24 protein-coding genes are annotated in these 23,454 nt (G+C 71.3%); 17 read left to right on the plus strand and 7 right to left on the minus strand.

The genetic code is table 11. The features are described from left to right. Positions 1–51 precede the first annotated feature (51 nt). Genes OG627_RS28405 through OG627_RS28415 form a run of 3 tightly spaced genes read right to left on the minus strand, consistent with a single transcriptional unit; the run spans position 52 to position 1,329 of the window. Positions 52–390, minus strand: coding sequence for a DUF202 domain-containing protein (locus tag OG627_RS28405; RefSeq protein ID WP_329069844.1), 339 nt, complete (start codon positions 388–390; stop codon positions 52–54). Next, the gene (locus OG627_RS28410) at positions 390–782 is read right to left on the minus strand and encodes a YidH family protein (RefSeq protein WP_329069846.1); all 393 of its coding nucleotides are present in this window, start codon (positions 780–782) and stop codon (positions 390–392) included. Before OG627_RS28410 ends, OG627_RS28405 begins: the two co-directional genes overlap by 1 nt. Before the next feature lie 10 nt (positions 783–792). Continuing rightward, positions 793–1,329 (minus strand): NUDIX hydrolase, encoded by a 537-nt coding sequence (locus OG627_RS28415; RefSeq protein WP_329069848.1) that lies wholly within the window; start codon positions 1,327–1,329, stop codon positions 793–795. A gap of 94 nt (positions 1,330–1,423) precedes the next feature. Between OG627_RS28415 and OG627_RS28420 the strand changes: the two genes are divergently transcribed. The 5 genes from OG627_RS28420 (at position 1,424) to OG627_RS28440 (ending at position 7,496) form a co-directional block, all read left to right on the plus strand. Continuing rightward, positions 1,424–3,079 carry an FAD-binding dehydrogenase gene (locus tag OG627_RS28420; protein WP_329069850.1) on the plus strand — a complete coding sequence of 552 codons (1,656 nt, stop codon included), beginning with the start codon at positions 1,424–1,426 and terminating at the stop codon, positions 3,077–3,079. Between the two features lie 405 nt (positions 3,080–3,484). Continuing rightward, positions 3,485–4,444, plus strand: a complete 960-nt coding sequence (locus OG627_RS28425; protein WP_329069852.1) for a hypothetical protein — start codon at positions 3,485–3,487, stop codon at positions 4,442–4,444. Positions 4,445–4,497: 53 nt separating this feature from the next. After that, positions 4,498–6,063: an APC family permease gene (locus tag OG627_RS28430; RefSeq protein WP_329069853.1), complete on the plus strand. Its 1,566-nt coding sequence runs from the start codon at positions 4,498–4,500 to the stop codon at positions 6,061–6,063. A 160-nt stretch (positions 6,064–6,223) separates the two neighbouring features. Continuing rightward, on the plus strand, positions 6,224–6,889 hold the full coding sequence (locus OG627_RS28435; protein ID WP_329073054.1) for a molybdopterin-dependent oxidoreductase: 666 nt from the start codon (positions 6,224–6,226) through the stop codon (positions 6,887–6,889). Next, entirely contained in the window at positions 6,831–7,496 is a 666-nt protein-coding gene (locus tag OG627_RS28440) for a cytochrome b/b6 domain-containing protein (protein ID WP_329069856.1), read from the plus strand. Before OG627_RS28435 ends, OG627_RS28440 begins: the two co-directional genes overlap by 59 nt. A 43-nt stretch (positions 7,497–7,539) precedes the next feature. Here the strand turns inward: OG627_RS28440 and OG627_RS28445 are convergent, their stop codons facing one another. Together OG627_RS28445 and OG627_RS28450 are read right to left on the minus strand one after the other, a co-directional pair. Beyond that, a complete protein-coding gene (locus OG627_RS28445; protein WP_329073056.1) occupies positions 7,540–8,937 on the minus strand; it encodes a GntT/GntP/DsdX family permease in 1,398 nt (465 codons plus the stop codon). A gap of 20 nt (positions 8,938–8,957) precedes the next feature. Then, positions 8,958–9,467, minus strand: coding sequence for a gluconokinase (locus OG627_RS28450; protein ID WP_329069858.1), 510 nt, complete (start codon positions 9,465–9,467; stop codon positions 8,958–8,960). 228 nt (positions 9,468–9,695) lie between these two features. Here OG627_RS28450 and OG627_RS28455 point away from each other — a divergent pair, with 228 nt between their 5' ends. From OG627_RS28455 to OG627_RS28465, 3 genes are all read left to right on the plus strand, one after another. Next, positions 9,696–10,397 carry a FadR/GntR family transcriptional regulator gene (locus tag OG627_RS28455; protein WP_329069860.1) on the plus strand — a complete coding sequence of 234 codons (702 nt, stop codon included), beginning with the start codon at positions 9,696–9,698 and terminating at the stop codon, positions 10,395–10,397. A gap of 106 nt (positions 10,398–10,503) precedes the next feature. Continuing rightward, positions 10,504–11,589: an S-(hydroxymethyl)mycothiol dehydrogenase gene (locus OG627_RS28460; protein WP_329069862.1), complete on the plus strand. Its 1,086-nt coding sequence runs from the start codon at positions 10,504–10,506 to the stop codon at positions 11,587–11,589. After that, positions 11,589–12,218, plus strand: a complete 630-nt coding sequence (locus tag OG627_RS28465) for an MBL fold metallo-hydrolase (protein WP_329069864.1) — start codon at positions 11,589–11,591, stop codon at positions 12,216–12,218. The genes OG627_RS28460 and OG627_RS28465 overlap by 1 nt, the downstream gene beginning before the upstream one ends. Positions 12,219–12,224: 6 nt before the next feature. On the opposite strand, the gene OG627_RS28470 is transcribed toward OG627_RS28465, so the two are convergent. Then, entirely contained in the window at positions 12,225–13,157 is a 933-nt protein-coding gene (locus tag OG627_RS28470) for a pseudouridine synthase (protein WP_329069866.1), read from the minus strand. Between the two features lie 65 nt (positions 13,158–13,222). Between OG627_RS28470 and OG627_RS28475 the strand changes: the two genes are divergently transcribed. From OG627_RS28475 to OG627_RS28490, 4 genes are all read left to right on the plus strand, one after another. Then, positions 13,223–13,675, plus strand: a complete 453-nt coding sequence (locus OG627_RS28475; protein ID WP_329069869.1) for an HD domain-containing protein — start codon at positions 13,223–13,225, stop codon at positions 13,673–13,675. A 45-nt stretch (positions 13,676–13,720) separates the two neighbouring features. Then, positions 13,721–14,983 (plus strand): type VII secretion integral membrane protein EccD, encoded by a 1,263-nt coding sequence (locus OG627_RS28480; protein ID WP_329069871.1) that lies wholly within the window; start codon positions 13,721–13,723, stop codon positions 14,981–14,983. A gap of 31 nt (positions 14,984–15,014) precedes the next feature. Next, a complete protein-coding gene (locus OG627_RS28485; protein WP_329069873.1) occupies positions 15,015–16,076 on the plus strand; it encodes a type VII secretion protein in 1,062 nt (353 codons plus the stop codon). Positions 16,077–16,431: 355 nt separating this feature from the next. Beyond that, complete coding sequence (locus tag OG627_RS28490; protein WP_329069875.1) at positions 16,432–17,301, plus strand: DMT family transporter; 870 nt, start codon at positions 16,432–16,434, stop codon at positions 17,299–17,301. Between the two features lie 25 nt (positions 17,302–17,326). On the opposite strand, the gene OG627_RS28495 is transcribed toward OG627_RS28490, so the two are convergent. Beyond that, entirely contained in the window at positions 17,327–17,884 is a 558-nt protein-coding gene (locus tag OG627_RS28495; RefSeq protein ID WP_443073658.1) for an alpha-ketoglutarate-dependent dioxygenase AlkB family protein, read from the minus strand. Between OG627_RS28495 and OG627_RS28500 the strand changes: the two genes are divergently transcribed. The 5 genes from OG627_RS28500 (at position 17,847) to OG627_RS28520 (ending at position 23,422) form a co-directional block, all read left to right on the plus strand. Continuing rightward, positions 17,847–19,409 (plus strand): recombinase family protein, encoded by a 1,563-nt coding sequence (locus OG627_RS28500; protein WP_329069879.1) that lies wholly within the window; start codon positions 17,847–17,849, stop codon positions 19,407–19,409. The genes OG627_RS28495 and OG627_RS28500 overlap by 38 nt on opposite strands. A gap of 418 nt (positions 19,410–19,827) precedes the next feature. Next, the gene (locus tag OG627_RS28505) at positions 19,828–20,670 is read left to right on the plus strand and encodes a hypothetical protein (protein ID WP_329069881.1); all 843 of its coding nucleotides are present in this window, start codon (positions 19,828–19,830) and stop codon (positions 20,668–20,670) included. Between the two features lie 1,224 nt (positions 20,671–21,894). After that, positions 21,895–22,776, plus strand: coding sequence for a hypothetical protein (locus OG627_RS28510; RefSeq protein ID WP_329069883.1), 882 nt, complete (start codon positions 21,895–21,897; stop codon positions 22,774–22,776). Positions 22,777–22,787: 11 nt separating this feature from the next. After that, entirely contained in the window at positions 22,788–23,171 is a 384-nt protein-coding gene (locus tag OG627_RS28515; protein WP_329069884.1) for a hypothetical protein, read from the plus strand. Then, positions 23,168–23,422, plus strand: coding sequence for a hypothetical protein (locus OG627_RS28520; protein ID WP_329069886.1), 255 nt, complete (start codon positions 23,168–23,170; stop codon positions 23,420–23,422). The genes OG627_RS28515 and OG627_RS28520 overlap by 4 nt, the downstream gene beginning before the upstream one ends. Positions 23,423–23,454: the final 32 nt, after the last annotated feature.

A 23,454-nucleotide genomic window follows, 5' to 3' on the forward strand; every position in this document is an offset into this window, starting at 1 on the left:
CGGAGTCCTCGGAGCCGTCGAGATGGCCGGCGAGGCCCGGGAAGCCACCGGTCACAGCATGATCGACACCGCGCACACCGCCAGCAGGACCGTGCAGACCACCACCGTCACCGCGCCGCCCGCCGGCAGCACGCGGGGCCGCGCGGCCGTCAGCGCCACCACCCGCCGGTGTGCCACGCCCAGGAATCCCAGCCACAGCAGGGCGCTCAGCGCGGCGGCGGTCAGCCCGGCCGGGGTGGCGCCGCCGTGGATCGCCTGCCGGGCCGCGAGCACGGCCACCACCGTGCAGGAGAGCGTCGTACGGCGCCACGCCAGCCGCGTCCGTTCCGGCTGGAGCCCCGGATCCCTGTCCTGGACCGCTCCTGCGGCTCCGGCGGCTCCCGCCGCCATCAGCCCGCCCGTCCCAGCACCACGATCACCAGCATGGCCACGGCCACCAGCGCCACCGCCAGACTCAGCAGCGTCGGAAAGCCGGAGACCGGCAGATCCTCCTTGCGACGCATCGCGCGCTCGCAGCGGATCCAGTGGCTCACCGCCCGCAGCGCGCACAGCGCTCCCGCCGCGAGCAGCGCCACCGCGAGCCCGACCCGTACCCCCCAGCGCAGGTCCGGCAGGAACTGGTCGACCGCGAAGCCGCCGCCGACCAGGGCCAGCGCCGTACGGATCCAGGCCAGGAACGTGCGCTCGTTGGCGAGGGAGAAGCGGTAGTCCGGGGTGTCGCCCTCCTCGGCGACGCGCCGCGGCGCGAACCACAGCCGCAGGTTCCGTACGAAATCGCTCACATGCCGCACTTTACGCGGAGCCCCCGGCGCGCAGCGCCCGCAGCCGCTCGTACGCGGCCAGCCCGTCCGGCACCCACTCCCACTCACCCAGCCGGTCCACCAGCTCCTCCTCGGGCAGGAAGGTGTGCCAGTCGATCTCCTCCGGCTGCGGGCGGACGGGGAGCGCGCAGCGCACCTCGTACACGTACGCGTTCTCCCGGAAGGAGCCGTCCGGCGCGTCGTACCGGAACGGGAACAGCGGCACGGGACGGTCGAGACCCGTCACCCCCAGCTCCTCCTCGGCCTCCCGCAGCGCCGCGTCGTCATAGCTCTCGCCCGCGCCGACGACCCCGCCCACGAACATGTCGTACAGCGACGGGAAGGCCATCTTCCGCGGCGTCCTGCGGTGGACGAAGACCCGGTCCCGCGCGTCCCGTACGAACACGAAGACGCAGCGGTGACGCAGGGCCTTCGCGTACATCTCGCCGCGCGGCGCCTGCCCGAGGACCTGGTCGTTCTCGTCGACGATGTCGAGGATCTCCTCGGCGGGATTCTGCGTGTCACTCATGTCGTCCATCCAACCAGTTGACTCGTTACTCGCCCGTACGGAAGATCGGACCACTCACCCGCCCCGCCCGTGAAGCCCGCGAAGGATGGATGCCATGGCGTACGACGCTGATGTGATCGTGATCGGGGCGGGCCTCGCGGGGCTGGTGGCCGCCGCTGAGCTGGCCGAGGCGGGCCGGTCCGTCATCGTCCTCGACCAGGAGCCCGAGCGGTCGGTCGGCGGACAGGCGCACTGGTCCTTCGGCGGTCTCTTTCTCGTCGACTCGCCCGAGCAGCGCCGGCTGCGCGTCAGGGACAGCCGCGATCTCGCCCTCCAGGACTGGCTCGGCACGGCCGGGTTCGACCGCCCGGAGGACCACTGGCCGCGCAAGTGGGCCGAGGCGTACGTGGACTTCGCGGCCGGTGAGAAGCGCGCCTGGCTGCACGGCCAGGGCATCCGGTTCTTCCCGGTGGTCGGATGGGCGGAGCGCGGCGGGTACGACGCCACCGGGCACGGCAACTCCGTACCGCGCTTCCACATCACCTGGGGCACCGGACCCGGTGTGGTCGCGCCGTTCGAACGACGGGTGCGCGAGGGCGTCGCCCAGGGGCTGGTGACGCTGCGCTTCCGGCACCGGGTGACCGGTCTGTCCAGTACGGCGGGCGCCGTCGACACCGTGACCGGGGAGATCCTGGAGCCGAGCGACGCCGCGCGCGGCACCGCGAGCAGCCGCACCGTCACCGGGGAGTTCTCGCTCAAGGCGCAGGCCGTGATCGTCACGTCGGGCGGTATCGGCGGCAACCACGACCTGGTGCGCGCGCAGTGGCCCGAGCGGCTCGGCACCCCGCCGCGCAAGCTGCTCTCCGGAGTGCCCGCGCACGTCGACGGGCTGATGCTCGGCGTCGCCGAGGCGGCGGGCGCCCGGCACATCAACGGCGACCGGATGTGGCACTACACCGAGGGCATCGAGAACTGGAACCCGATCTGGGCCCGGCACGGCATCCGGATCCTCCCCGGGCCGTCCTCGCTCTGGCTGGACGCGCGCGGGCGGCGGCTGCCCGTACCGCTCTTTCCCGGCTTCGACACCCTCGGCACGCTGGAACACATCATGCGTTCCGGCCACGAGTACACCTGGTTCGTCCTCGACCAGCGCATCATCGGCAAGGAGTTCGCGCTCTCCGGCTCCGAGCAGAACCCCGATCTGACCGGCAAGTCGGTCCGCGACGTGCTCGGGCGGGCGCGCGCGGACGTGCCGGGGCCGGTGAAGGCGTTCATGGACAACGGCGTCGACTTCGTCGTGGAGAAGGACCTGGGCGCGCTCGTGCGCGGGATGAACGCGCTCACCGGGGAATCGCTGATCGACGAGGCGGCGCTGCGCCGGGAGATCACCGCGCGCGACCGCGAGATCACCAACCCCTTCACCAAGGACCTCCAGGTCACGGCCGTGCGCGGGGCCCGGAAGTATCTCGGCGACAAGCTGATCCGGACGGCGGCGCCGCACCGGATCCTGGATCCGAAGGCGGGCCCGCTGATCGCCGTTCGGCTGAACATCCTGACCCGCAAGTCGCTCGGCGGCCTGGAGACCGACCTGTCCTCGCGGGTCCTGACCGGCAGCGGCGACCCGCTGCCGGGGGTCTACGCGGCGGGCGAGGCGGCCGGCTTCGGCGGCGGCGGGGTGCACGGCTACCGCTCGCTGGAGGGCACCTTCCTCGGCGGCTGCATCTTCTCGGGCCGTACGGCGGGACGGGCGGCGGCGCAGGCCGTCAGGTGACCGCGCCGGGCGTCAGGTGACCGCGCCGGGCGGCGCCGGAGCCCGCCCGGCGGCACGGAGCCCGGCGCCCGGGCGTCTCCGGGCCCGGTTCCGGGAGGCTCTGGGCCTTGTTCCGGGCGTCTCCGGGCTGGGCGCCGGGAGTCTCCGTGCCCGGCTCCGGGCGGGCAATACGTTCCGTGACCGCACCGGGCGATCCCGGGGCCGGACGGGCCGCTCATGACCTGGGGTTCGTGCCGCCGGAGCTGCCCGAACGGGCACGGCCGGATTCGTACCGCAGAGTAACCAACCTGCTGTAAAGCATAGTTGACGACAATTTGCACCAGGTAATTACTTGACGTGAGGCGCTGGCTACCGATTTGCTGTCCGCGATCATTGCTCGTGCATGTGCCTGGAGGGAAACCGCGGATGTCTCCGCCTCCGCCGCCCCTGGGCCGCTTACGAAGACGGGGCCCGCACCCCGACCACTTCTTCGATCCGGCCCTGGATGACGTCGAACTCGCCGCTGTCAGAGACCAGTTGGCCCAGGGCCGTTGGTCGGAGGCGCGGACCCTGCTCGCCGTCACCGGTCAGGACTGGGACCGCAGAGGCCACCGCGTACTCGTCCTCGCCCAGGCGTCCGGCGCCGTCGCCTGGACCCGGGACTGGCTCATGGTCGAGCCCGGCAGCGCCGACGCGACCGCCCTGCTCGCCTGCGCCAGTGTGTTCGGCGTCCTGCGCGGCAAGGAGAAGGAGGGCAACGCGCGCAGCGCCTGCCGCGACGCGATCCGGCTGGCCCCCGCCGACCCCACGCCCTGGCTCGGACTGCTGCTGCTGGCCCGCACCCTCGGCACGGAGGCGGAGACCTCGCGCCTCTTCGACGAGGTCAGGACCCGCCACCCCGATCACCACCACGCCCATCACCTGATGGCCGCCCGCCTCGCCGAACGGCACGCCGACACGGGGCAGGACCCGCTCCACGAGGTCTACGACTTCGCCGCCTGGGCCGCGGAACAGGCCCCCGCCGACTCGCCGCTCGCGATCCTCCCCGTCGTCGCCCACGCCGAGCGCTACCGGGTCCTCGCCGGCGCCGGGCACGAGCCCGCCGATCCGGCCTCCTCCGGCCACTGGACCGGGCGCCGCGCCCGCCAGGTCCTGAAGGCCGCCTTCGACTGGTGGCTGGAGTGGGAGAACGACATCCATCCGCGCAACCGCGTCGACCTCAACTTCCTGGCCCACGCGCAGTTCCACGACGGACGGGTCGCCGAGGCCGCCGCGCTGTTCCAGCGCATCGGCGGCCACATCACCCCGGCTCCCTGGTCCTACCCGGACCGGGACCCGCACCAGGCATTCGTCGCCGCGCGCAACGAGGCGCTCGGCTCCGTCTGAACCCCCCGCTGCTTGGACACCACCCTCCCTCTGCGGAAAGGAACACCCCTGTCATGTCGACGGGCAGATCGAGTACGAGCGAAGCCACACCGGACACGGGAGAGATCCACACGTACAAGGGCCAGGACCGGGCGCTGCGCGCCAACCGGCTCGGCACGGTGGGCCTGCTGCTCTCCGTGGTGGCCGCCAGCGCGCCGATGCTCGTCGTGGCCGGGGTCATGCCCACCGTCTTCGGGGTCATGGGCATCGTCGGACAGCCGCTGCTCTACGTCATCCTCGGCATCGTCCTCGTGCTGTTCAGCTTCGGCTACGCGGAGATGAGCCGGCACATCCACAACGCCGGTGCCTTCTACGCGTACATCGCCCGCGGGCTCGGCCCGACGACCGGCGCCGGGGCCTCGGTGCTCGCCCTCGTCGCGTACAGCGCCATGCAGTTCGCCGTCTACGGCCTGCTCGGCTTCGAGGTCTCCGGCCTCTTCGCCACCTATCTCGACATCTCCATGGCGTGGTGGGTACCGGCCCTCTTCGCCGCCGCGCTCGTCGGGGTGCTCGGCTGGCTGAAGATCGACCTGAACGCCAAGGTGCTCGGCGTCCTGCTGGCCATCGAGTGCGTTCTCGTGGTGATCTTCGACATCGCCGTCGTCGCCGACCCGGGCGAGGAAGGGCTGTCCCTGGCCGCCTTCGACCCGGCCAATGTCACCGGCGCGGGCTTCGGCACCGCGCTCTGCTTCTGCGTCGCCGCCTTCGTCGGCTGCGAACAGGCCCCGGTGTACGCGGAGGAGACGAGCCGTCCGCAGATCGTCGTCTCGCGCGTCATGTTCCTCGCCGTCGGCTACGCCGCGTCCTTCCTGGCCCTGAGCGCCTGGGCGCTGACGGTGGCCGCCGGGCCCGGCTCGATCGTCGCCGTCTCGGCGGAACAGGGCCCCGGACTCCTCTTCGGGCTCACCGAGGAGCGGCTCGGCACCACCTTCGCCGACCTCCTGCACGTCCTGTTCGTGACGGGCATGTTCGCCGCGCTGCTCAGCTTCCACAACGTCGTGGCCCGCTACGCCTTCGCGATGGGGCGCGAGGGCCTGCTGCCCGCGACCTTCGGCCGTACCACCAGGGGCAGCGGGGCGCCGGCCGTCGGCTCCGTCCTCCAGTCGCTGATCTCGGTGGGCGCCATCGCGGCCTTCGCGCTCACCGACGACAAGCCCAACGGCGACCCGACGGCGCCGGTGCTGCGGCTGTTCACCTGGATGGGCAGCGTCGGCGCGCTCGGCATCATCACCCTGATGGCGCTCGCCTCCTGCGCCGTCATCGTCTTCTTCGTACGGCGCGGCGCTGGACGTGCCCACGCCCCGCGACTGGTCGCCTCGGGGATCGCGATCGTCGCGCTCGTCGGGATCGCGATCTACACCGTCAAGGACTTCGGCATCCTCATCGACGCGGGTCCCGGCTCCGCGCTCAGCTGGATGCTGCCCGGCCTGATCGGTCTCGCGCTCGTCGGCGGGATCGTCTACGGGCTGGTGCTGCGCTCCTTCAAGCCCGAGGTGCATGCCAGGATCGGGCTGGGCAACGAGGCGTTCCAGCTGGAGAAGGCGGCCGAGGCGCGGTCGGAGCGGACCACCACCGGCTGAACGCGGGAGCGCCCCGCGGGCGGACGAAAGTGTGACGAACACCCGCCACCCCCTGACTTTCGGGGGCGGCGGGTGTTCCATTCATGGGGTGACCCATGAACACAGCGAGTCCGGGGGCGAGTCCGGGGGCACACCCGTGGGGCGCCGGGTGGTGCTCTCCATGCTCGGCCTCGGCGGCGCCGCGCTCGCCGCCGCGCCCACGCTCCAGAACGGCCTGGAGGGGATGCTCGGCGCGGCGGCGGACAAGGATCCGACCGGGCTGACCGGCCTGCTGCCCAACGGCGGCGGCTTCCGCTACTACTCGGTCGCCTCCTCCGTCCCCCGCAAGGGCCCGGAGAACTACCGGCTGCGCGTCGACGGCCTGGTCGACCGGCCCGCCACGTACACCCTCGAAGCGCTGCGCAAGCTGCCGAGGAACCGGATCGTCCACGACGTGCAGTGCGTCACCGGCTGGCGCGTTCCCGACACCCCGTTCGAGGGCGTACGGCTCTCCCGGCTCCTCGACGCCGCCGGGGTACGGCCGGAGGCCAGGGCGGTCCGGTTCACCTGCTTCGACGGGACGTACAGCGAGAGCCTCACCCTCCAGCAGGCCCGCCGCGCCGATGTCCTGGTGGCGCTCAGCATGCGGGACGAGCCGATCGGGCACGCGCACGGCGGCCCCGTCCGGCTCTATGTGGCGCCGATGTACTTCTACAAGTCGGCGAAATGGCTCTCCGGGATCTCCGTGACGTCCGACGTCCGGCCCGGCTACTGGGAGGAGCTGGGCTATGACGTCGACGCCTGGGTCGGCCGGTCCAACGGCCGCGACGACACCCCGACCGTCTGAACCGCCGCCCGCCGGCCGGATCCGGCGCTTCAGCCGCGCCGAGCGCTGGGTGCACCGCGTCACCGGGGCGCTGATGCTGCTGTGCGTGACGAGCGCGGCGTTTCTGTACGTGCCGCAGCTCGCCGAACTCGTCGGCCGCCGCCTGCTCGTCGTCACCGTCCACGAATGGTCCGGGCTGCTGCTGCCCGTACCCGTACTGCTCGGGCTGGCCTCGCGGGCCTTCCGCGCAGACCTGCGCCGGCTCAACCGCTTCTTCCCGTACGACAAGGAGTGGCTGCGCGCGGCAGTGCGCCGCGACCCGCGCCCCGCCGCCCGCCCGGCGGGCAAGTTCAACGCCGGGCAGAAGCTCTACGCGGCGTGGATCGCGGGCGCCGTGCTGGTGATGCTCGGCACCGGCCTGCTGATGTGGTTCACCGGGTTCGCCCCGGTGCTGTGGCGCACCGCCGCCACGTTCGTCCACGACTGGCTGGCGCTGGCCGTAGGCGCCGTACTGACCGGGCACATCGTCAAGGCGTACGGGGATCCGGGGGCCCGGCGCGGGATGCGCACCGGGTCGGTGGAACGGGAGTGGGCGGAGCGGGAACACCCCCTGTGGAAAGAGGAGTGACCCGCCCCGCCCACTGCGGCGGCCGCGTGCGCTGATGCGGTCGCTACAACACCAGGGACAGCAGCAGCACGCAGCAGACGCCCACCACCGAGATCAGCGTCTCCATCACCGACCAGGTCTTGATCGTCTGGCCGACACTCATGCCGAAGTACTCCTTCACCAGCCAGAACCCGGCGTCGTTCACATGGCTGAAGAAGATCGAGCCCGAGCCGATCGCCAGCACCAGCAGCGCGGCGTGCGTCGTGGACATGTCCGCCGCGAGCGGCGCGGCCAGGCCCGCCGCCGAGATCGTCGCCACGGTCGCCGAACCGGTGGCCAGCCGGATCACCACGGCGATCAGCCAGCCCAGCAGCAGCGCCGGGATCGACCAGTTCTTGGAGATGTCCAGCACCATCTCGCCCACGCCGGAGTCGATCAGCGTCTGCTTGAAGCCACCGCCCGCGCCGACGATCATCAGCACGCCCGCGATCGGGCCGAGCGACTTCTCGACGGTCGAGGAGATCCGGTCCTTGGTGAACCCGGCGGCGCGGCCCAGCGTGAAGATGCCGACGATCACGGCGGCCAGCAGCGCGACCAGCGGCGAACCGACGACATCGGCGACCCGCTGGACCAGGTGGGCCGGGTCGTCCACGACGATGTCGACGAGCGCCTTGCCCAGCATCATCACGACGGGCAGCAGCACCGTGGAGACGGTCGCGGCGAAGCTCGGACGGTGCTCCAGATCGTCGGAGGTGCGCTCGGGCACCATCTTCTCCGGCACCGGCAGATCCACCCAGCGCGCGGCGTACCGGGAGAAGAGGGGACCCGCGATGATCACCGTCGGAATGGCGACCACCACGCCCAGCGCCAGCGTCACACCGAGGTTGGCGCCGAGAGCGTCGATCGCGACCAGCGGGCCGGGGTGCGGCGGGATCAGACCGTGCATCACGGAGAGCCCGGCCAGCGCCGGGATGCCGATCCGCATCAGGGAGTAGTTGCCTCGCTTGGCGACCAGCAGCACCACCGGGATCAGCAGCACGATGCCGACCTCGAAGAAGAGCGGCAGCCCGATCACCGAGGCGATGAGGACCATCGCCCAGGGCATCGCCCGTCCGCCCGCCTTCGCCAGGATCGTGTCGACGATCTGGTCCGCCCCGCCGGAGTCCGCGAGCAGCTTGCCCAGGATCGCGCCGAGCGCGATCAGCACCCCCACCCCCGCGACCGTGGAGCCGAGTCCGGTGGTGAAGCTGGATATGACCTTGTCCAGCGGAGCCCCCGCGAAGGCGCCGAGCGCCAGCGAGCCGATGGTCAGGGCCAGGAAGGCATGCAGTTTGAAGACGGTGATGAGCAGGACGATGACGGCGATACCGGCGAGAACCGCCATCCCCAGCTGCGCGTTGCCGGCAGAGGTGATCGGATCGGCGGCGTCCGCTGCCAGTGTCTCGACACTGAGACCGGTCAGGGGAGTCACGGGAACTTCCTTCAGCTTTCGAGCCGGCGCAGCGCGGCCACGGCTCGTTCGGTGATTTCTTCGGGGGTGCCGGACACGTCGACGGCGACGCCCGCCTCGTCCGCGCCCAGGTTCTCCAACGTGGCGAACTGCGAGTCCAGCAGCGCGGTGGGCATGAAGTGCCCCTTGCGCTGCCCCATCCGCCGCTCGATGAGCGGCCGGTCGCCGGTCAGATGCAGGAAGACCGCGCCGGGGGCCTCGGCCCGCAGCCGGTCGCGGTAGGCCCGCTTGAGCGCGGAGCTGCTCACCACCCCGCCGAGACCGGCCCGGCCGTGCGCCCAGAGGCCGATCGCCTCCAGCCAGGGCCACCGGTCGCTGTCCTCCAGCGGCGTCCCGGCGGACATCTTGGCGATGTTCGCCGGCGGATGGAAGTCGTCGCCCTCGGCGTACGGGACGCCCAGCGCGTCGGCGAGCAGCGGCCCGACCGTGGTCTTGCCGGTCCCTGCTACGCCCATCACCACGACGACGTGGGGGGTGCTCATCGGTTGCCTCGCTGTCTTCCTCGACATCGGTCCATCGGTCCATCGGTCCATCGGTCCATCGGTCCATCGGTCCATCGGTCCATCGGTCCAGCGGTCCAGCGGTCCAGCGGTCCAGCGCGGACACGAGTCCGTCGCGCTACTGAAACCCATAAGGTACGACTTATTCAAGTGGCTGTGACATAAACGTCGTACTTAATATCGCCGGGATGGGCCCCGTAGGCTTGCTCCATGACCACAGAAGGCCGGGGCCTGCATACCCGTGTGCTGGACACCCTCGGTCTCGCCATCACCGCCGGCGAATACCCCGAGGGCAGCGTCGTCCGCACCGACGAGGTCGCCCAGCGCTTCGATGTCTCGCGCACGGTCGTCCGCGAGGTCGTCCGCGTCCTCGAATCCATGCATCTGGTCGAGTCCCGGCGCCGGGTGGGCGTGACCGTACGGCCCACCGAGGAGTGGAACGTCTACGACCCGCGCGTCATCCGCTGGCGGCTCGCGGGCTCCGACCGGCCGCGCCAGCTGCGCTCCCTGACCACGCTGCGCTCCGCGGTCGAACCGGTCGCCGCCGGACTCGCGGCCCGCCACGCCACCCCCGAGCAGTGCGCGGCCCTCACCGAGCAGACGCTCGGCATGGTCGCCACCTCCCGGGGCGGCCGGCTGCCCGAGTACCTCGTGCACGACATCGCCTTCCACCGGGTGGTGCTGAACGCGTCGGGCAACGAGATGTTCGCCCGGCTCGGCGACGTGGTCGCCGAGGTGCTCACCGGACGCACCCGGCACCAGGTGATGTTCGCGGACCCTGACCCCGCCGCTGTCACCCTCCATGTGGGAGTCGCCGAGGCCATCCGCGAGGGCGACGCCGCTCGCGCGCAGGAGCTGACCAGGGAGATCGCCGTGGGCGCCCTGCACGAACTCGACGTACTGGCCCCCTGACGCGCACACCGGTGCTGCTCGCACCGCCCCCGGCACGGGATAGTGGGAGGCACAGGGGACGAACCGTTCGAGGTGTCCCCAGGTACGAGGAGAGGCAGGTCCTGGCATGGCGCAGCAGGTGCAAGGGGTCGTCGCCCCCGGCAAGAACGAGCCGGTACGGGTCGAGACGATCGTCGTACCCGATCCGGGGCCCGGCGAGGCCGTGGTGAAGGTGCAGGCGTGCGGCGTCTGTCACACCGACCTGCACTACAAGCAGGGCGGCATCAACGACGAGTTCCCCTTCCTCCTCGGTCATGAGGCCGCGGGCGTGGTGGAGTCGGTCGGCGAAGGTGTCACCGAGGTCGCCCCCGGCGACTTCGTCATTCTCAACTGGCGTGCGGTGTGCGGCAATTGCCGCGCGTGCCTGCGTGGCCGGCCGCAGTACTGCTTCAACACGCACAACGCGAAGCAGAAGATGACGCTGACGGACGGCACGGAGCTGTCCCCGGCCCTCGGGATCGGTGCCTTCGCCGAGAAGACCCTGGTCGCCGCCGGTCAGTGCACCAAGGTCGACCCGAGCGTCTCCCCGGCCGTCGCCGGGCTGCTCGGCTGCGGTGTGATGGCCGGTATCGGCGCCGCCATCAACACCGGACAGGTCGGCCGCGGCGACTCCGTCGCGGTCATCGGCTGCGGCGGCGTCGGGGACGCGGCGATCGTCGGCGCGCGGCTGGCGGGCGCGGCCCGGATCATCGCGGTCGACGTGGACGACCGCAAGCTGGAGACGGCGAAGTCGATGGGCGCCACCCACACCGTCAACTCCCGCTCCACCGACGCCGTCGAGGCGATCCGCGAGCTGACCGGCGGCTTCGGCGCGGACGTCGTCATCGAGGCGGTCGGCCGCCCCGAGACGTACCAGCAGGCGTTCTACGCCCGCGACCTGGCCGGGACGGTCGTCCTGGTGGGCGTCCCCACCCCGGAGATGAAGCTCGAACTGCCGCTGCTCGACGTGTTCGGCCGCGGCGGCTCCCTCAAGTCCTCCTGGTACGGCGACTGTCTGCCGTCCCGGGACTTCCCGATGCTCGTCGACCTGCACCAGCAGGGCCGGATCGACCTCGGCGCCTTCGTCACCGAGACCATCGGCCTCGGCGACGTCGAGAAGGCGTTCGCCCGGATGCACGAGGGCGATGTCCTGCGTTCCGTGGTGGTGTTCTGATGAGCGTCCGTATCGACCATCTCGTCACCTCCGGCACCTTCTCGCTGGACGGCGGCAGCTGGGACGTCGACAACAACGTCTGGATCGTCGGGGACGACTCCGAGGCGATCGTCATCGACGCCGCCCATGACGCCGCCGCCATCGAGGACGCGCTCGGCGGCCGTACGCTGCGCGCCATCGTCTGCACGCACGCGCACAACGACCACATCGACGCCGCCCCGGCGCTCGCCGCCGCCACCGGCGCGCCCGTACTGCTGCACCCGGACGATCTGCCGCTGTGGAAGCAGACCTACCCCGAGCAGATCCCGGACCGTGTGCTGACCGACGGCGGGACGCTCTCGGTCGCCGGGACCACCCTGACCGTGCTGCACACACCCGGCCACGCGCCGGGCGCGGTCTGCCTCTACGCCCCGGAGCTGTCGACGGTCTTCACCGGCGACACGCTCTTCCAGGGCGGCCCCGGCGCCACGGGCCGGTCGTTCTCGCACTTCCCGACGATCGTCGACTCGATCCGCGACCGGCTGCTGAGCCTGCCGCCGGAGACCGTCGTACGGACCGGACACGGCGACTCGACCACCATCGGCGCCGAGTCCCCGCACCTGGGGGAGTGGATCCGCCGCGGCCACTGAGCCGATTCAGCGGGGCCACCGAACCAGCCGCAGCCTGCTGGTGAAGCGCAGCGGGACACCGGTCACCGGATCGGTGAACTCCAGTGTCTTCGCAAGTAGTTGCAGGGGCCGCCCGTAGTCCTCGGGGCTGTCCTCCCGAACCACCGGATAGAGCGGGTCGTTCAGGAGCGGCAGCCCCAGGCTGTTCATGTGGACCCGCAGTTGATGGGTACGGCCGGTGGCCGGCAGCAGCCGGTACCGGCCCAGCCCGCCCCGGTGCTCCAGCAGCTCGATCCGGCTCTCGCTGTTCGGCTCGCCGGGGACCTCGCGCGCGGCGAGCGTCCCGCGCTCCTTCTCGATCCGGCCGCGCACGGTGACGGGCAGCGGCACGGCGGGGTCGTACGCCGCCACCGCCTCGTACTCCTTGCCCACCGCCCGGTCCCGGAACAGCGTCTGGTACGCGCCCCGGTCCCCGGCCCGTACGACGAAGAGCACCAGACCCGCCGTCAGCCGGTCCAGCCGGTGCGCCGGCTGGAGTTCCGGCAGGCCGAGGCCGCGCCGCAGCCGGGCGAGCGCGGTCTCGGTGATGTGGCCGCCGCGCGGGGTGGTGGCGAGGAAGTGCGGTTTGTCGGCGACGACGATCCGCTCGTCCCGGTACACGATCCCGACCTCGAACGGCACCCGCTCCTCGGCGGCGAAGTCCCGGTGGAACCAGACGTACCGTCCCGGCGTGTACGGCTCGGCGCCGGTGACCGGCCCGTCCGCCGCCACGAACCGGCCCTCCCGCAGCATCGCGTCGATCCGCGCGCCGCCGATCGCCGCCCCGAACCGCGCCACGAGATGGTCCCGTACGGTCGGCCACGCCCCACCGGGATCGGCGGGCAGCCGCAGCCGTACCGGGTCGATCCCGTCGCGCTGGGGGAGCGGAGCGGGCGGCGGGGGTCGGTGTCTGCGGGCCACGGGCCCGGAGTGTACCGGCCGGTTCGGGGTCGGCCCGGACTCCCGGACGGTGTGATCATCGGACGATGGAAGAGTTTCTGAGCCTGGACGAGGTGGAAGCGATCGCCCGCCGCGCGCACGCGCGGCAGACGGACAAGGCGGGCCGCCCCTACGCGGAGCATCTGGCGGCGGTCGCGGACGGGGTCGCGCGGCGCGGCGGCAGTACGGAGCAGATCGCCGCCGCCTGGCTGCACGACGCGATCGAGGACGGCGCGCTGACCCGCGCGTGGCTCGACGGGGCGGCGCTCCCGACCGGCGTCAAAACCATGGTGCTGGCCATGACCAAGCGCCCCGGCGAACCCCCCGAGGAGTACGCCGCCCGGATCCTCGCCGTTCCCGGCGCGCCGCTCATCAAGGAGGCGGACCTCGCGCACAACGCGGATCCGGACCGGCTCGCCGTGCTCGACCCGGCGACCGGGGAGCGGCTCACCGCCAAGTACGCCCGTATGCGGCGGCTGTTGGGGCTGACCGGCGGCTGAGGGGCCGATGGTAGGTTCGGGGATCACATGGTGAGCGTGGGGGCGATGAGCGGCACTGAAGCGAGCCGGGTCCCGCTGGCCGACGACGAGCGGCACCCGGACGTACGGGCACGGATCCGGCGGCCCGAGCGCCCACCGGGCGGCTCCGGCGCGAGGCCGAAGGCCCCCGGAACCGCGGCCCTTGGCGACACGGCCCTTTACGACGCAGCCCCTGCCAACACGGCCCCCGGCAACTTTTGCGACACGGTCCCTGGCAACACAGCCCCCGGCAATCTTCGCGACACGGCCCCTGGCCGCCCGGCCGCGCGCGTCATGGCCGGGCTCACCACCGTCTCCATGGCGGTGGCCGTCGCGCTGCTCGCGCGCGGGGAGTTCGCGCCCGAGGCACTCGGCGCGGCACTCCCGGTCGCCGCGCTGCCGCTCGCCGCCGGCGGGGTCGCGGCGGGGCGCTCCGGGAGACGTGGGCTCGCGGCCACACTGCTGCTCACCGGCGGAGCCCTCGGGACCCTCGGCGCCTGGGCGCTCGCCGACGCCCACCACTGGCCGGGGACGACGCGCGCGGGCGCGGTGGCCTGCGCGGTGACGCTGACCCTGGCGCTGCTCGGCCGGTTCGTGGTGGCGGGGCGCGGTGTGCTGGCGGGCGCCGGCGCCCTGGCGGTCACCACCCTCGGCTGGGAGGCCGTGGCCGCCCTCCTGGGCGGTGCGCAGAGCGCGCCATCGCAGGCCGGGCTGGGCACCGTACTCGCGGTGGCCTCCGTCCTCGGCCTCGGCGCCCTGCCCAGGCTGGCGCTGATGGGCGCCGGGCTCACCAGGCTGGACGACCGCCGCTCGGCCGGGGCGTCGGTGAGCCGCCATCAGGTGGCCGTCGCCCTCACCGCCACACACCGGCGGCTGCTGCCCGCCACCGTCGTCCTCGCCGTCTCGGCGACGGCGGCCGGGCTCCTCGTCGTCCGCGCACCGGACGGCTGGACGGTCACGACGGCCGTCGTACTCGCCGTGCTGCTGCCGCTGCGCGCCCGCGCCTTCCCGCCGACGGCCCAAGCGTCCGCCGTGCGCGCCGCCGGACTCGTGCTCGCGCTGCGGCTGACCGCGCTGTGGCTGGAGCACACGTCCGGAGCCTGGCCGCTGCTGCTGCCCCTCGCCCTGGCCGCCGCCCCGCTCCTCGGGTTCGGCGGGGAGTCCGGCGAACGGTTACGGGCGCGGCTGCGGCGGACCGGGGACGCGGCGGAGTACGCCGGTGTGATCGCGCTGCTCGCGGCTGCGGCCGGTGTGTTCGGTGTCCACGGGCTGCTGCCCGGCAGTTTTTGATCACGGTTCAGAGACCAGAGGGGGATTCGGAATGTCCGGTCAGGACAGCGGGCACATACGTCAGGACGCGGGCGGGGAGCAGGTGCCCGTACAGGACACCGCTCCGCCGCGGGACGCCGTGCCCGCCCCGGCGACGGACACGGTCCCGCCTCCGCCGCCGCCCTTCCCCGCCCCCGAGACCGTCGCCGTCACCGCGCCCTCCCTGGCCGAGGCGGCGGGCCGGCCCCGGCACGGCGATTCCCTGGTCCGCCGCTCCACCCGCGCCGCCCGCGCCCTCCTCGGCTCCACCACCCGTGAGATCGCCGAAGAGGCCCGTATCGCTGAGGAGTTGCAGTACCCGCTCACCACCGGACGCCAGATCGTGGTGACCAGCATCCGCGGCGGCGCCGGGAAGACCACCGTCACCGCCCTGCTCAGCCGCACCTTCAACCACTACCGCCACGACCCGGTCGTCACCGTCGAGGCCGACTCCGCGCTCGGCACCCTCCCCACCCGGCTCGGCGCCGAGGCCGTGCGCTGGAGCTGCGCCGATCTCGCGCGGATCCTCGCGCCGTCCCCGTACGCGATGCAACTCACCGACATCACCGGCTATCTGGTCCCGCTGGAGGGCGGCTGGCTGCTGCCCGGCAGCCAGGGCCGCATCGGCGCCCCGCTCGGCATCGCCGAGTACCGGACCGTCATGGCCGCGCTGCGCCGCCGCTTCGGCGTGACGGTCGTCGACTGCGAGACGCTGCCGGGCGAGCTGGCCCGTACCGCCGTGGACACCGCGCACGCCCGGGTGCTGGTCGCGCCGGCCACGCTGGAGGGCGTCAGCAGCACCCGCGCGGTGCTCGACTGGATGGCGGGCCTGCCCGGCCCCGTACTCGCCACCACCGTGATCGCGCTCACGGTCTCCTCGCCGGACGCGAACTTCGGCGTGAAGGCGGCCACCCGCCATCTGGAGGAGACGGGGGTACGGGTCGTCGTCCTGCCGTACGACCGGCACCTCGCCGCGGGCGGTCCTGTCCGCACCGCCCTGCTCGCGCCGGAGACGAGGATCGGCGCGACCCGGCTGGGCGCGGAGACACTGCGCCGCGCGGTGAGCGCGGGCTGAGCGTACGGATATACGGACCGGGCGCACCGAGAGGCGCCGAGCGCACGGATACGACGGATCGGCGGCGGCCCGGCGCGCGCTCGGCCGGGCGCGGCCGAGAGTGTGCGACCGGCCAGGGCGTGCGACCGGCCCAAGCGGCCCCGGCCAGGGCGTGCGACCGGCCCAAGCGGCCCCGGCCAGGGCGTGCGACCGGCCCGAGCGGCCCCGACCGGGGTGTGAGTCCGGCCCGAGCGGCCCCGACCGGGGTGTGAGTCCGGCCAGACCGGCCCCGACCGACCGCCGCCCCGTACCTCGTTCGGTCCCGGTCCGGCGGGCTGAGCCCGGTTCCGGCCTCCGCCGCCCGCATGATGGGCCGGTGATCAGTGTCCTGTTCGCCGTCCTGACCGCGATCAGCAACGGCTCCGCCTCGGTGCTCCAGCGCCGTGCCGCGTCCACCGTCCCCGACCGGGCGGCCATGCGCTTCTCGCTGATCCGGAAACTGCTGCGGCAGAAGGTGTGGCTGGCCGGGATCGGTCTGGTCCTGGTGGCCGCGGTCTGCCAGGCGATCGCGCTCGCCACCGGCCCGATCGCCGTCGTCCAGCCGATCTTCGTGATGGAGCTGCCCTCCACCCTGCTCCTCGCCAGTCTGCTCTTCCGGAGGCGGCTGCCGCGCTCCACCTGGTACGGAGTCGCCGCCGTGACCTGCGGTCTGGCCCTCGCGATGGCCACGGCGGCCCCGGGCGGCGGCAGTGACACCGTGCGCGGTACCTCCTGGATCCCCGCGCTGCTCATCACCTGCGCCGCCGAAGCAGCCCTGATCCTCTGGTCCCTGCGGCTGCACGGCAACGCGCGGGCCGCAGCCCTGGGGCTCGCGGCGGCCGGCGGATACGCGCTGACGGCGGCCCTGATGAAGGACGCCGTGGCCCGGCTCGACACCGGTGGAGTGGGCGCCCTGGTCGCCTCCTGGCAGCTCTACGCCACGGCCGTGGCCGGCGTGGGGGCGCTGTTCCTGCTACAGAACGCCCTCCAGGCGGGCTCCCTGGCCGCCTCGCAGCCGATGCTCACCCTCGGGGACGCGCTGATCAGCGTCGCGTACGGGGTCACGCTGTTCGGCGAGAGCCTGCGCACCGGCTGGTGGCTGCTGCCGCAGTTCGCCGGCATCGCCCTGATCGCGGTGGGCTGTCTGGAACTGGCCCGCTCACCCCTCGCGGCGGGCGGACCGCCCCCGGCCCGGCGCGTGCGCTGACGCCCCGGCCGCCGGGCACGGGGATTCAGCCCTCCCGAGGGCCGGGCTCCGGGGGCAGCCCGGTGACCCGCATGGTGATGTTCAGCCGCCCGGAGGCGAGCCCGGTCGCCGGATCGCCGGTACCCGGATACACCTTCGGCACGCCGTGATAGGCGAAGCGGGACGGGCCGCCGAAGACGAACAGGTCGCCGGAGGCGAGTTCGACGTCGGTGTACGGCTTGGCGCGGGTCTCGGTATTGCCGAACCGGAAGAGGCAGCTGTCCCCGATGGTGAGCGAGACGACGGGAGCACTGGAGCGCTCGTCCTTGTCCTGGTGCATGCCCATCCGGGACTCGCCGTCATAGAAGTTGATCAGCGCGGTGTCGGGCGCGTACCCGTCGCCCGCCGCCGGATCCCCGTACGCCTCCACGAGCGCCCGCCGCCCGAGCTCGGCCATCCACCCGGGAAACGCGGCGACCGGCCGGCCGTTCACGTCGTCGGCCGTCCTGCTGTACCGGTACGGCTGCCAGTGCCAGCCCACACACTCAGGCAAGTAGTATACGGAGATGGCAACCACATCACTGGTCCGCGCACTTGCAGCTATCCGGCTGTCCGCGAACCACGACCACACGACATCTCCCGGAAGGCAGCGTGACGCAAACGAAGCCGCAGCCGACGCACTTGGGCTGAACATCGTCGGTTGGGCTGAGGACCTGAACGTCAGTGCGTCCAAGGTGGGCCCCTTCGATCGGCCTCAGTTGGGTGACTGGCTGCGTCGGCCGCACGAGTTCGACGCGATCGTCTGGTGGCGGCTGGACCGAGCCGTCAGGTCCATGGCCGATATGGCAGAGCTGGCGCGCTGGGCGAAGCAGCACCGGAAGCGGCTGATCTTCGCCGAGGGCCCGGCGGGGGGAGTATTCGAGCTGGACATGAGCAGCCCGTTCGGTGAGCTGATCATGATGCTTCTGGCCTTCGCCGCGCAGATGGAGGCGCAGGCCATCAAGGAGCGAGTCACGGGCGCACGGGCCGCCATGCGCTCCATGACTCGGTGGCCCGGCGGCCAAGCACCGTACGGGTATCGACTCGTGAAGAACCCGAGGGGGAAAGGGTTCGTGCTGGAGATCGACGACAAGGCCCACGAGACAGTCAGATGGATGGTCCGCCGGGTACTGGCGGGGACGTCCGCCGCAGAGGTCGCGCGCACTCTGACAGCCGATGAAGAGGCACCCGCCCCCAGGGATCACGCGCGACGTCGGGAGCAGCGGGATGAGCTGGGGTCGCCGTGGCTGGACACCACGGTGCGGCACATCCTGACCTCGCCTGCCATCCTCGGTCAGCTCATGCACCAAGGGAAGCCGCTCCGAGACCTCGCGACCGGGGCGCCCCGTCAGGTAGGTCCGCCTTTGATCGACCGCGCGACGTACGACGCCGTACAGGCGGAGCTGTCCAAGCGGGCAGGAGGCAACGCCGGCCTGACGCGAAGGGACACAAAGGCAATGCTTCTGGGGGTGCTTCTGTGCGGGCACTGCGGGCAGCGCATGTATCGGAAGCCGCCACCGAAGGCACGGCCGAACGCCAATCCTCGGTACGAGTGCAACAGCCGAACCCGAGGGTCTGCCTGCCCTCACAAGCCGTCGATGCGCGCCGACTGGGTGGAGGAGTTCGCGGCTCGCAAGTATCTGGAAGCCGTCGGGTTCATCAGGGAGTACACAGACGTGGTCCACGGAGGCTACGACCCAACTGCGGAAGCCGCAGAGGTCCAGGAAGAGCTTCGTCAGTACATGGAAGACCGGGACCTGTTTAAGTCCAAGGCAGGGCAGAAGGAGTGGAAGGATCGAGCGCAGGCGCTGGAGTCTCGCCTAGCCACCCTGGAGAGCGCGGAGGCTGTCCCGCCCCGTGTCGAGCGGGTGTACGGGGAGAAGACCAACAAGGCGGCATGGGACGCCACAAGTGACCCGCTGGAGCACCGTCGGATGCTGATGGACGTCGGAGCGGTTGTGCGGCTGAGCGTCGGAGCGCACGGCGACGTGTCAGGACTGGATGAATCCCGCCTGACGTTCAGCATCGGCAACCATGTGGACCCGGAAGAGGACGCAAAGGACGAAGCGGCGTTCCAGGCAGCTCCCTGACGCGCCCAGAGACACACAGAGACCCCCGGCAGGCAGCGCCGGGGGTCTCTTGCTTGGCAGTCTAGACAGCGCTCCACGGTCCCGCAGGTGGCCGCTCAGGAAGTTCCGACTCGGGCCGCGTGCACCACCACGTGATGAATCGTCGCAGTACGTCGGACCGGTCCATACCGTCGGGCATGGACTCGCCGAACGCGTCCCAGAGTTCTCGATCGATGCGGAAGCGACTCGCGGGAGTCTTCGGTTGGTTAGGCATGCCACGACCGTAGCAGGGGTGTAGACACACCCAAGCCGGTTCATGGGTTGCGGTGTGACCACACCTCCACATAAGGTGTGACCACACCCGGAACTGAGCAAGACAAAGAGCCCGCTGATCTTGGCGGAGCGACGGGCCCTTTGATCTCACTGCAAGGAGAATCTTATGTCCTCCATCACTCTCGTCGATGTCGCCGGCAAGGTCTGGTCCCTGACGAACACGGGCAGCATCTGGCACGCCTTCCGCATCGACGCCGACGGTCGCCCGGTGGCGATCTGCCGCAAGACGATCCGCCCCCGCGACTACACGGCCGCTCACGGCACGTTCAAGACGCTGGACGAGACCTATGGCCGCGCGCTGACGTCGCGGTGCGACAACTGCCGGGGGAAGCTGGAGACGCTGGAGTTGGAGGCCGTGAAGGCGTCGGTCGACTCTCAGTTCCCGCTCGTTGCGGCTCTTACGGCGGAGTCCGGACTCACCCCCGCGCATCCGTCGTGCCTGGCGGACGACGCTCCCGCCGCTCCTCACGCTCTCGTCCTCGGCTGCGTCGACACGCCTGACGACGTAGACAGTCTCCGGGGGTTCGCCCTGGACGTCGCGGAGGAGTTCGGCATCCCCGCCACCTATGCCACGCACGCGGACTTCAGCGTTACGGACTTCACCGTCGTCGTGGTGTGGGGACGGATGGCGGACATGCGGAACGCGTCGCCCCTCGTGCTGGCCGCTGAGGCGCTGGCGATCGGGGTGGAGGTGGTGGAGGCGGCCGGTGCGACGGAGCGGTGTCCGTGCGGGCAGCGTCTGAGCGTCGTCCAGCGCGTCACGTCGGACGGGGAGGCGGCGTGCGGTGACTGCGCGGGAATCGCGTCGGGTTGCTCTCACTGTGGCGAATGGATCGGGTGGGACGAGACGGCGACGGTGGCGGTCGGCCCGACGTTCTACCGGGTGTGCCGTGAGTGCCTGACGGCTGCACAGTGGGCCGACCCCCGCGCGGAGTACCGCGCCATCTGATCACGCAATGTCACGGATGGTCGGCCTCCCCTCACGGGGCGGTCGGCCTCCATGCGTTCCCGGGGCGAGCTGGCTTGGACGCCTCCGCGCCCCCTCCGACGTCGAAGCGGGGCCTCTTCCTCCGCTTAGCGAACGGATGTCCAGTGCGGAGAGTGATGAGATGTGGAGAGTTGGTGACACTGTGTTGACGGTGGGTCCAGATCTCGTTCAAATCAACAAACTGGACCCCTAGTTCACTTTCCTCTAACGCGCGTTAAGGAGAAAGGAAAATACCCCTCTAGTTCGTTGATTTGAACGAAGTTTGTCGCGGAGGCCCTGGCCGACGTGGAGGGTGCGGAGTGACGAGGGGTGCGGGACGCGAAACCACTGGACGCCCGAGAGGGCACCTGCGTGGCTCCCTGCGGCCCCCTATCCACCCTCTGGCACTCGGTGAAGCCGGGGCGCCCGCAGGCGCTCCTGGGGGCATGCAGGGGCTTTCGTCGCATCCGACCCTGCGCACGGAGACACTCCGGGGCGACGTTACGCAGCGTGGTGACGGTTGGGGATGGGGTGCTCAAGCGTCTCGGTTCTGTAACAGTATCTAGGCGTTGAGCCCGATATTGCCGCTTACGGGCCGTATGGGGCGTCGCGCGCCCCACATAACTAAGGTAGAGGGGAAGATCCGGAGCTGACGAGTAGCGCACTCCGCACCCCTCACGGACTGCGCCCCCCGTTCGCCTCTCGACGGATGCGGGCGCTTCCCGGCGGGTCGAGCCGTCGGCGCGGGTGGACTCTCCTCCAGTCGCGTCGACGTGCTCCCCGCCGGGATCTTGATCTTTCGACCGCCTCCGGGCGGTCCCCCCTTTTTACCCGTAGATCGACAGACAGGCAGGCAGCCAGAACACGGAGAAGCCATGAGAAACGTCGACGTCCAGCCGCCCCCGCCGTGCACCGGTCCATGTGGGCGGGTGCTGCCTCTGACAGATCACTACTACCCGCGCGACGCGACGGCCCGTTTCGGGGTGAAGCGTCGTTGTCGCGAGTGTTGTGCAGCCGCTGAACGTGCCCGCTATGCGGAGAATTCTCCGATCATCCTTCAGCGGCGCCGTGAGCGCCGTATAGAGCGCTCCGCCTACTTCGCCACTACGGAGTACTGGGAGCGTTCCTGAGAGGCGCTCAGCACCCATATCCGCAGGCCCTTGCCGGACGTCGGTAAGGGCCTGAGTTGTAGTTAGAGAGGACCCTATGAACAAGCAACTCCGAGACGCGTACGCGTCGGTACCGGAGATCGCCCAGCACGAGGCACACAAGGAGCGCGTAGCGTCGCTCCTGCGAAGTCTTCCCGACGCTCCCGAACCGGAGGCGGAGGCGGCGCGCGTGGCTGACGAGGCGCTGACGGAGTACCTGGAAACGGGCACGTGGCCGGACGACGTCAACGAGCGCGCGCGGGACGCCTACACGCGGGCCGTGGGCGCCCACGCCGTCCGCGGGCAGCTCCTCACCCTGAACCGCCGGTTCGTCTCCAGAGACGCTCTGGTGGCCCTCGCGGAGATGCACCGTTCCCAGATCCTGGGGGCACTGGGAGAGCAGCTCTCCGCGCTCCTATCCGACGCTCGAAAGCACACGGACAACGTGGGCGACGTCCGCACCGCCGATCAGGCGCTGACGGCCGGTGGGAAGGCCGCAGAGGCATTCACGGCCCTGCGTGCGCTCGTGCCCGTCCTGGTGGGGATCCGCGAAGCGCAATGGGAAGGGCTGAGGTTGGGAGAGTTGACCGGCCCGGACAGCCTCTATCAGCGCGCCAAGGACAGTGGGTTCGGAGACGTGGACGGCATCTCTGACGACACACCCGCGGAACAGTTCCTGGCCATGCAGGAGCGCCGCTACTCCGTCGGACATCTCGTATGGCTCGCGCAGATGAACGGCGTCGCCTATGTGCCTGACTCGGTGGAGGACGTGATCTTCGCCCAGGACGCGTACGAGAGCCGGCACGCCGAAACCGACGCGCTGCCCATCCTTGACTTCACCCCGAGGGTCGAAGTCACGCCGCCCGCCCCGGAGCCGAAGCCCCGACCGGTCCACGCTCGCAAGCCCGGTCCGAAGTCCATCGAGAACTACATCAACTGAGAGGTATCACCATGTCCGGAGCGATCAACCCGGCGCCCCTCGCGGGGGCTGAACTTGAGCTGGCCAAGCTCCGTGCCGGCCTGACCGCCGGTCTGACGGTGGAACAGTCCGCGCGCCTCTGCGGCGTCGATGAGGCGGCCATCACGGCCGACGCAACGGCGTTCGCCGCGGAACTGTCCGCCGTCAGCCCTGTCCCGCAGGCGCCCCGTGTGGGCGGCCGTGGCTCCGACGTCGGGAGCAGCGCCGGAACCGTCAGCGCGGGTACGGCGCGCTACCGGGCGAGGCACGGCATCGACGACGAGGGCAACCGTCCGCCCGTTCCGCAGCGAACGACCACGGGACGGGTCACCAACCCGTACGCGGAGCGCGGATACACCATGGAGGCCGGACGATGAGCGACTATTTCCACAACCAGGAGCGGCGCACTGACGAGATCCTCCGTCGCGCGACCGCGCTCATCGGCCAGGCCGTGACCCTTCGCCTGTCGAACGGGGACGATCTGACGGGAACCCTCACTGGCTTCAGCGGGCAGCCGTCCGGATGGCCTGCGGGCGCGAGCACCCCGCGCGACGCGATCGTGGTGGAGGACGCTGACGACAAGTCATGGACCATCCATCCTAACGCCGTGCTGGCCATCGCTGGTTGACGATCCCGGGGCCTCATCACGTCGACGGGGCC

It is taken from the genome of Streptomyces sp. NBC_01429, assembly GCF_036231945.1.
GTDB lineage: Bacteria > Actinomycetota > Actinomycetes > Streptomycetales > Streptomycetaceae > Streptomyces.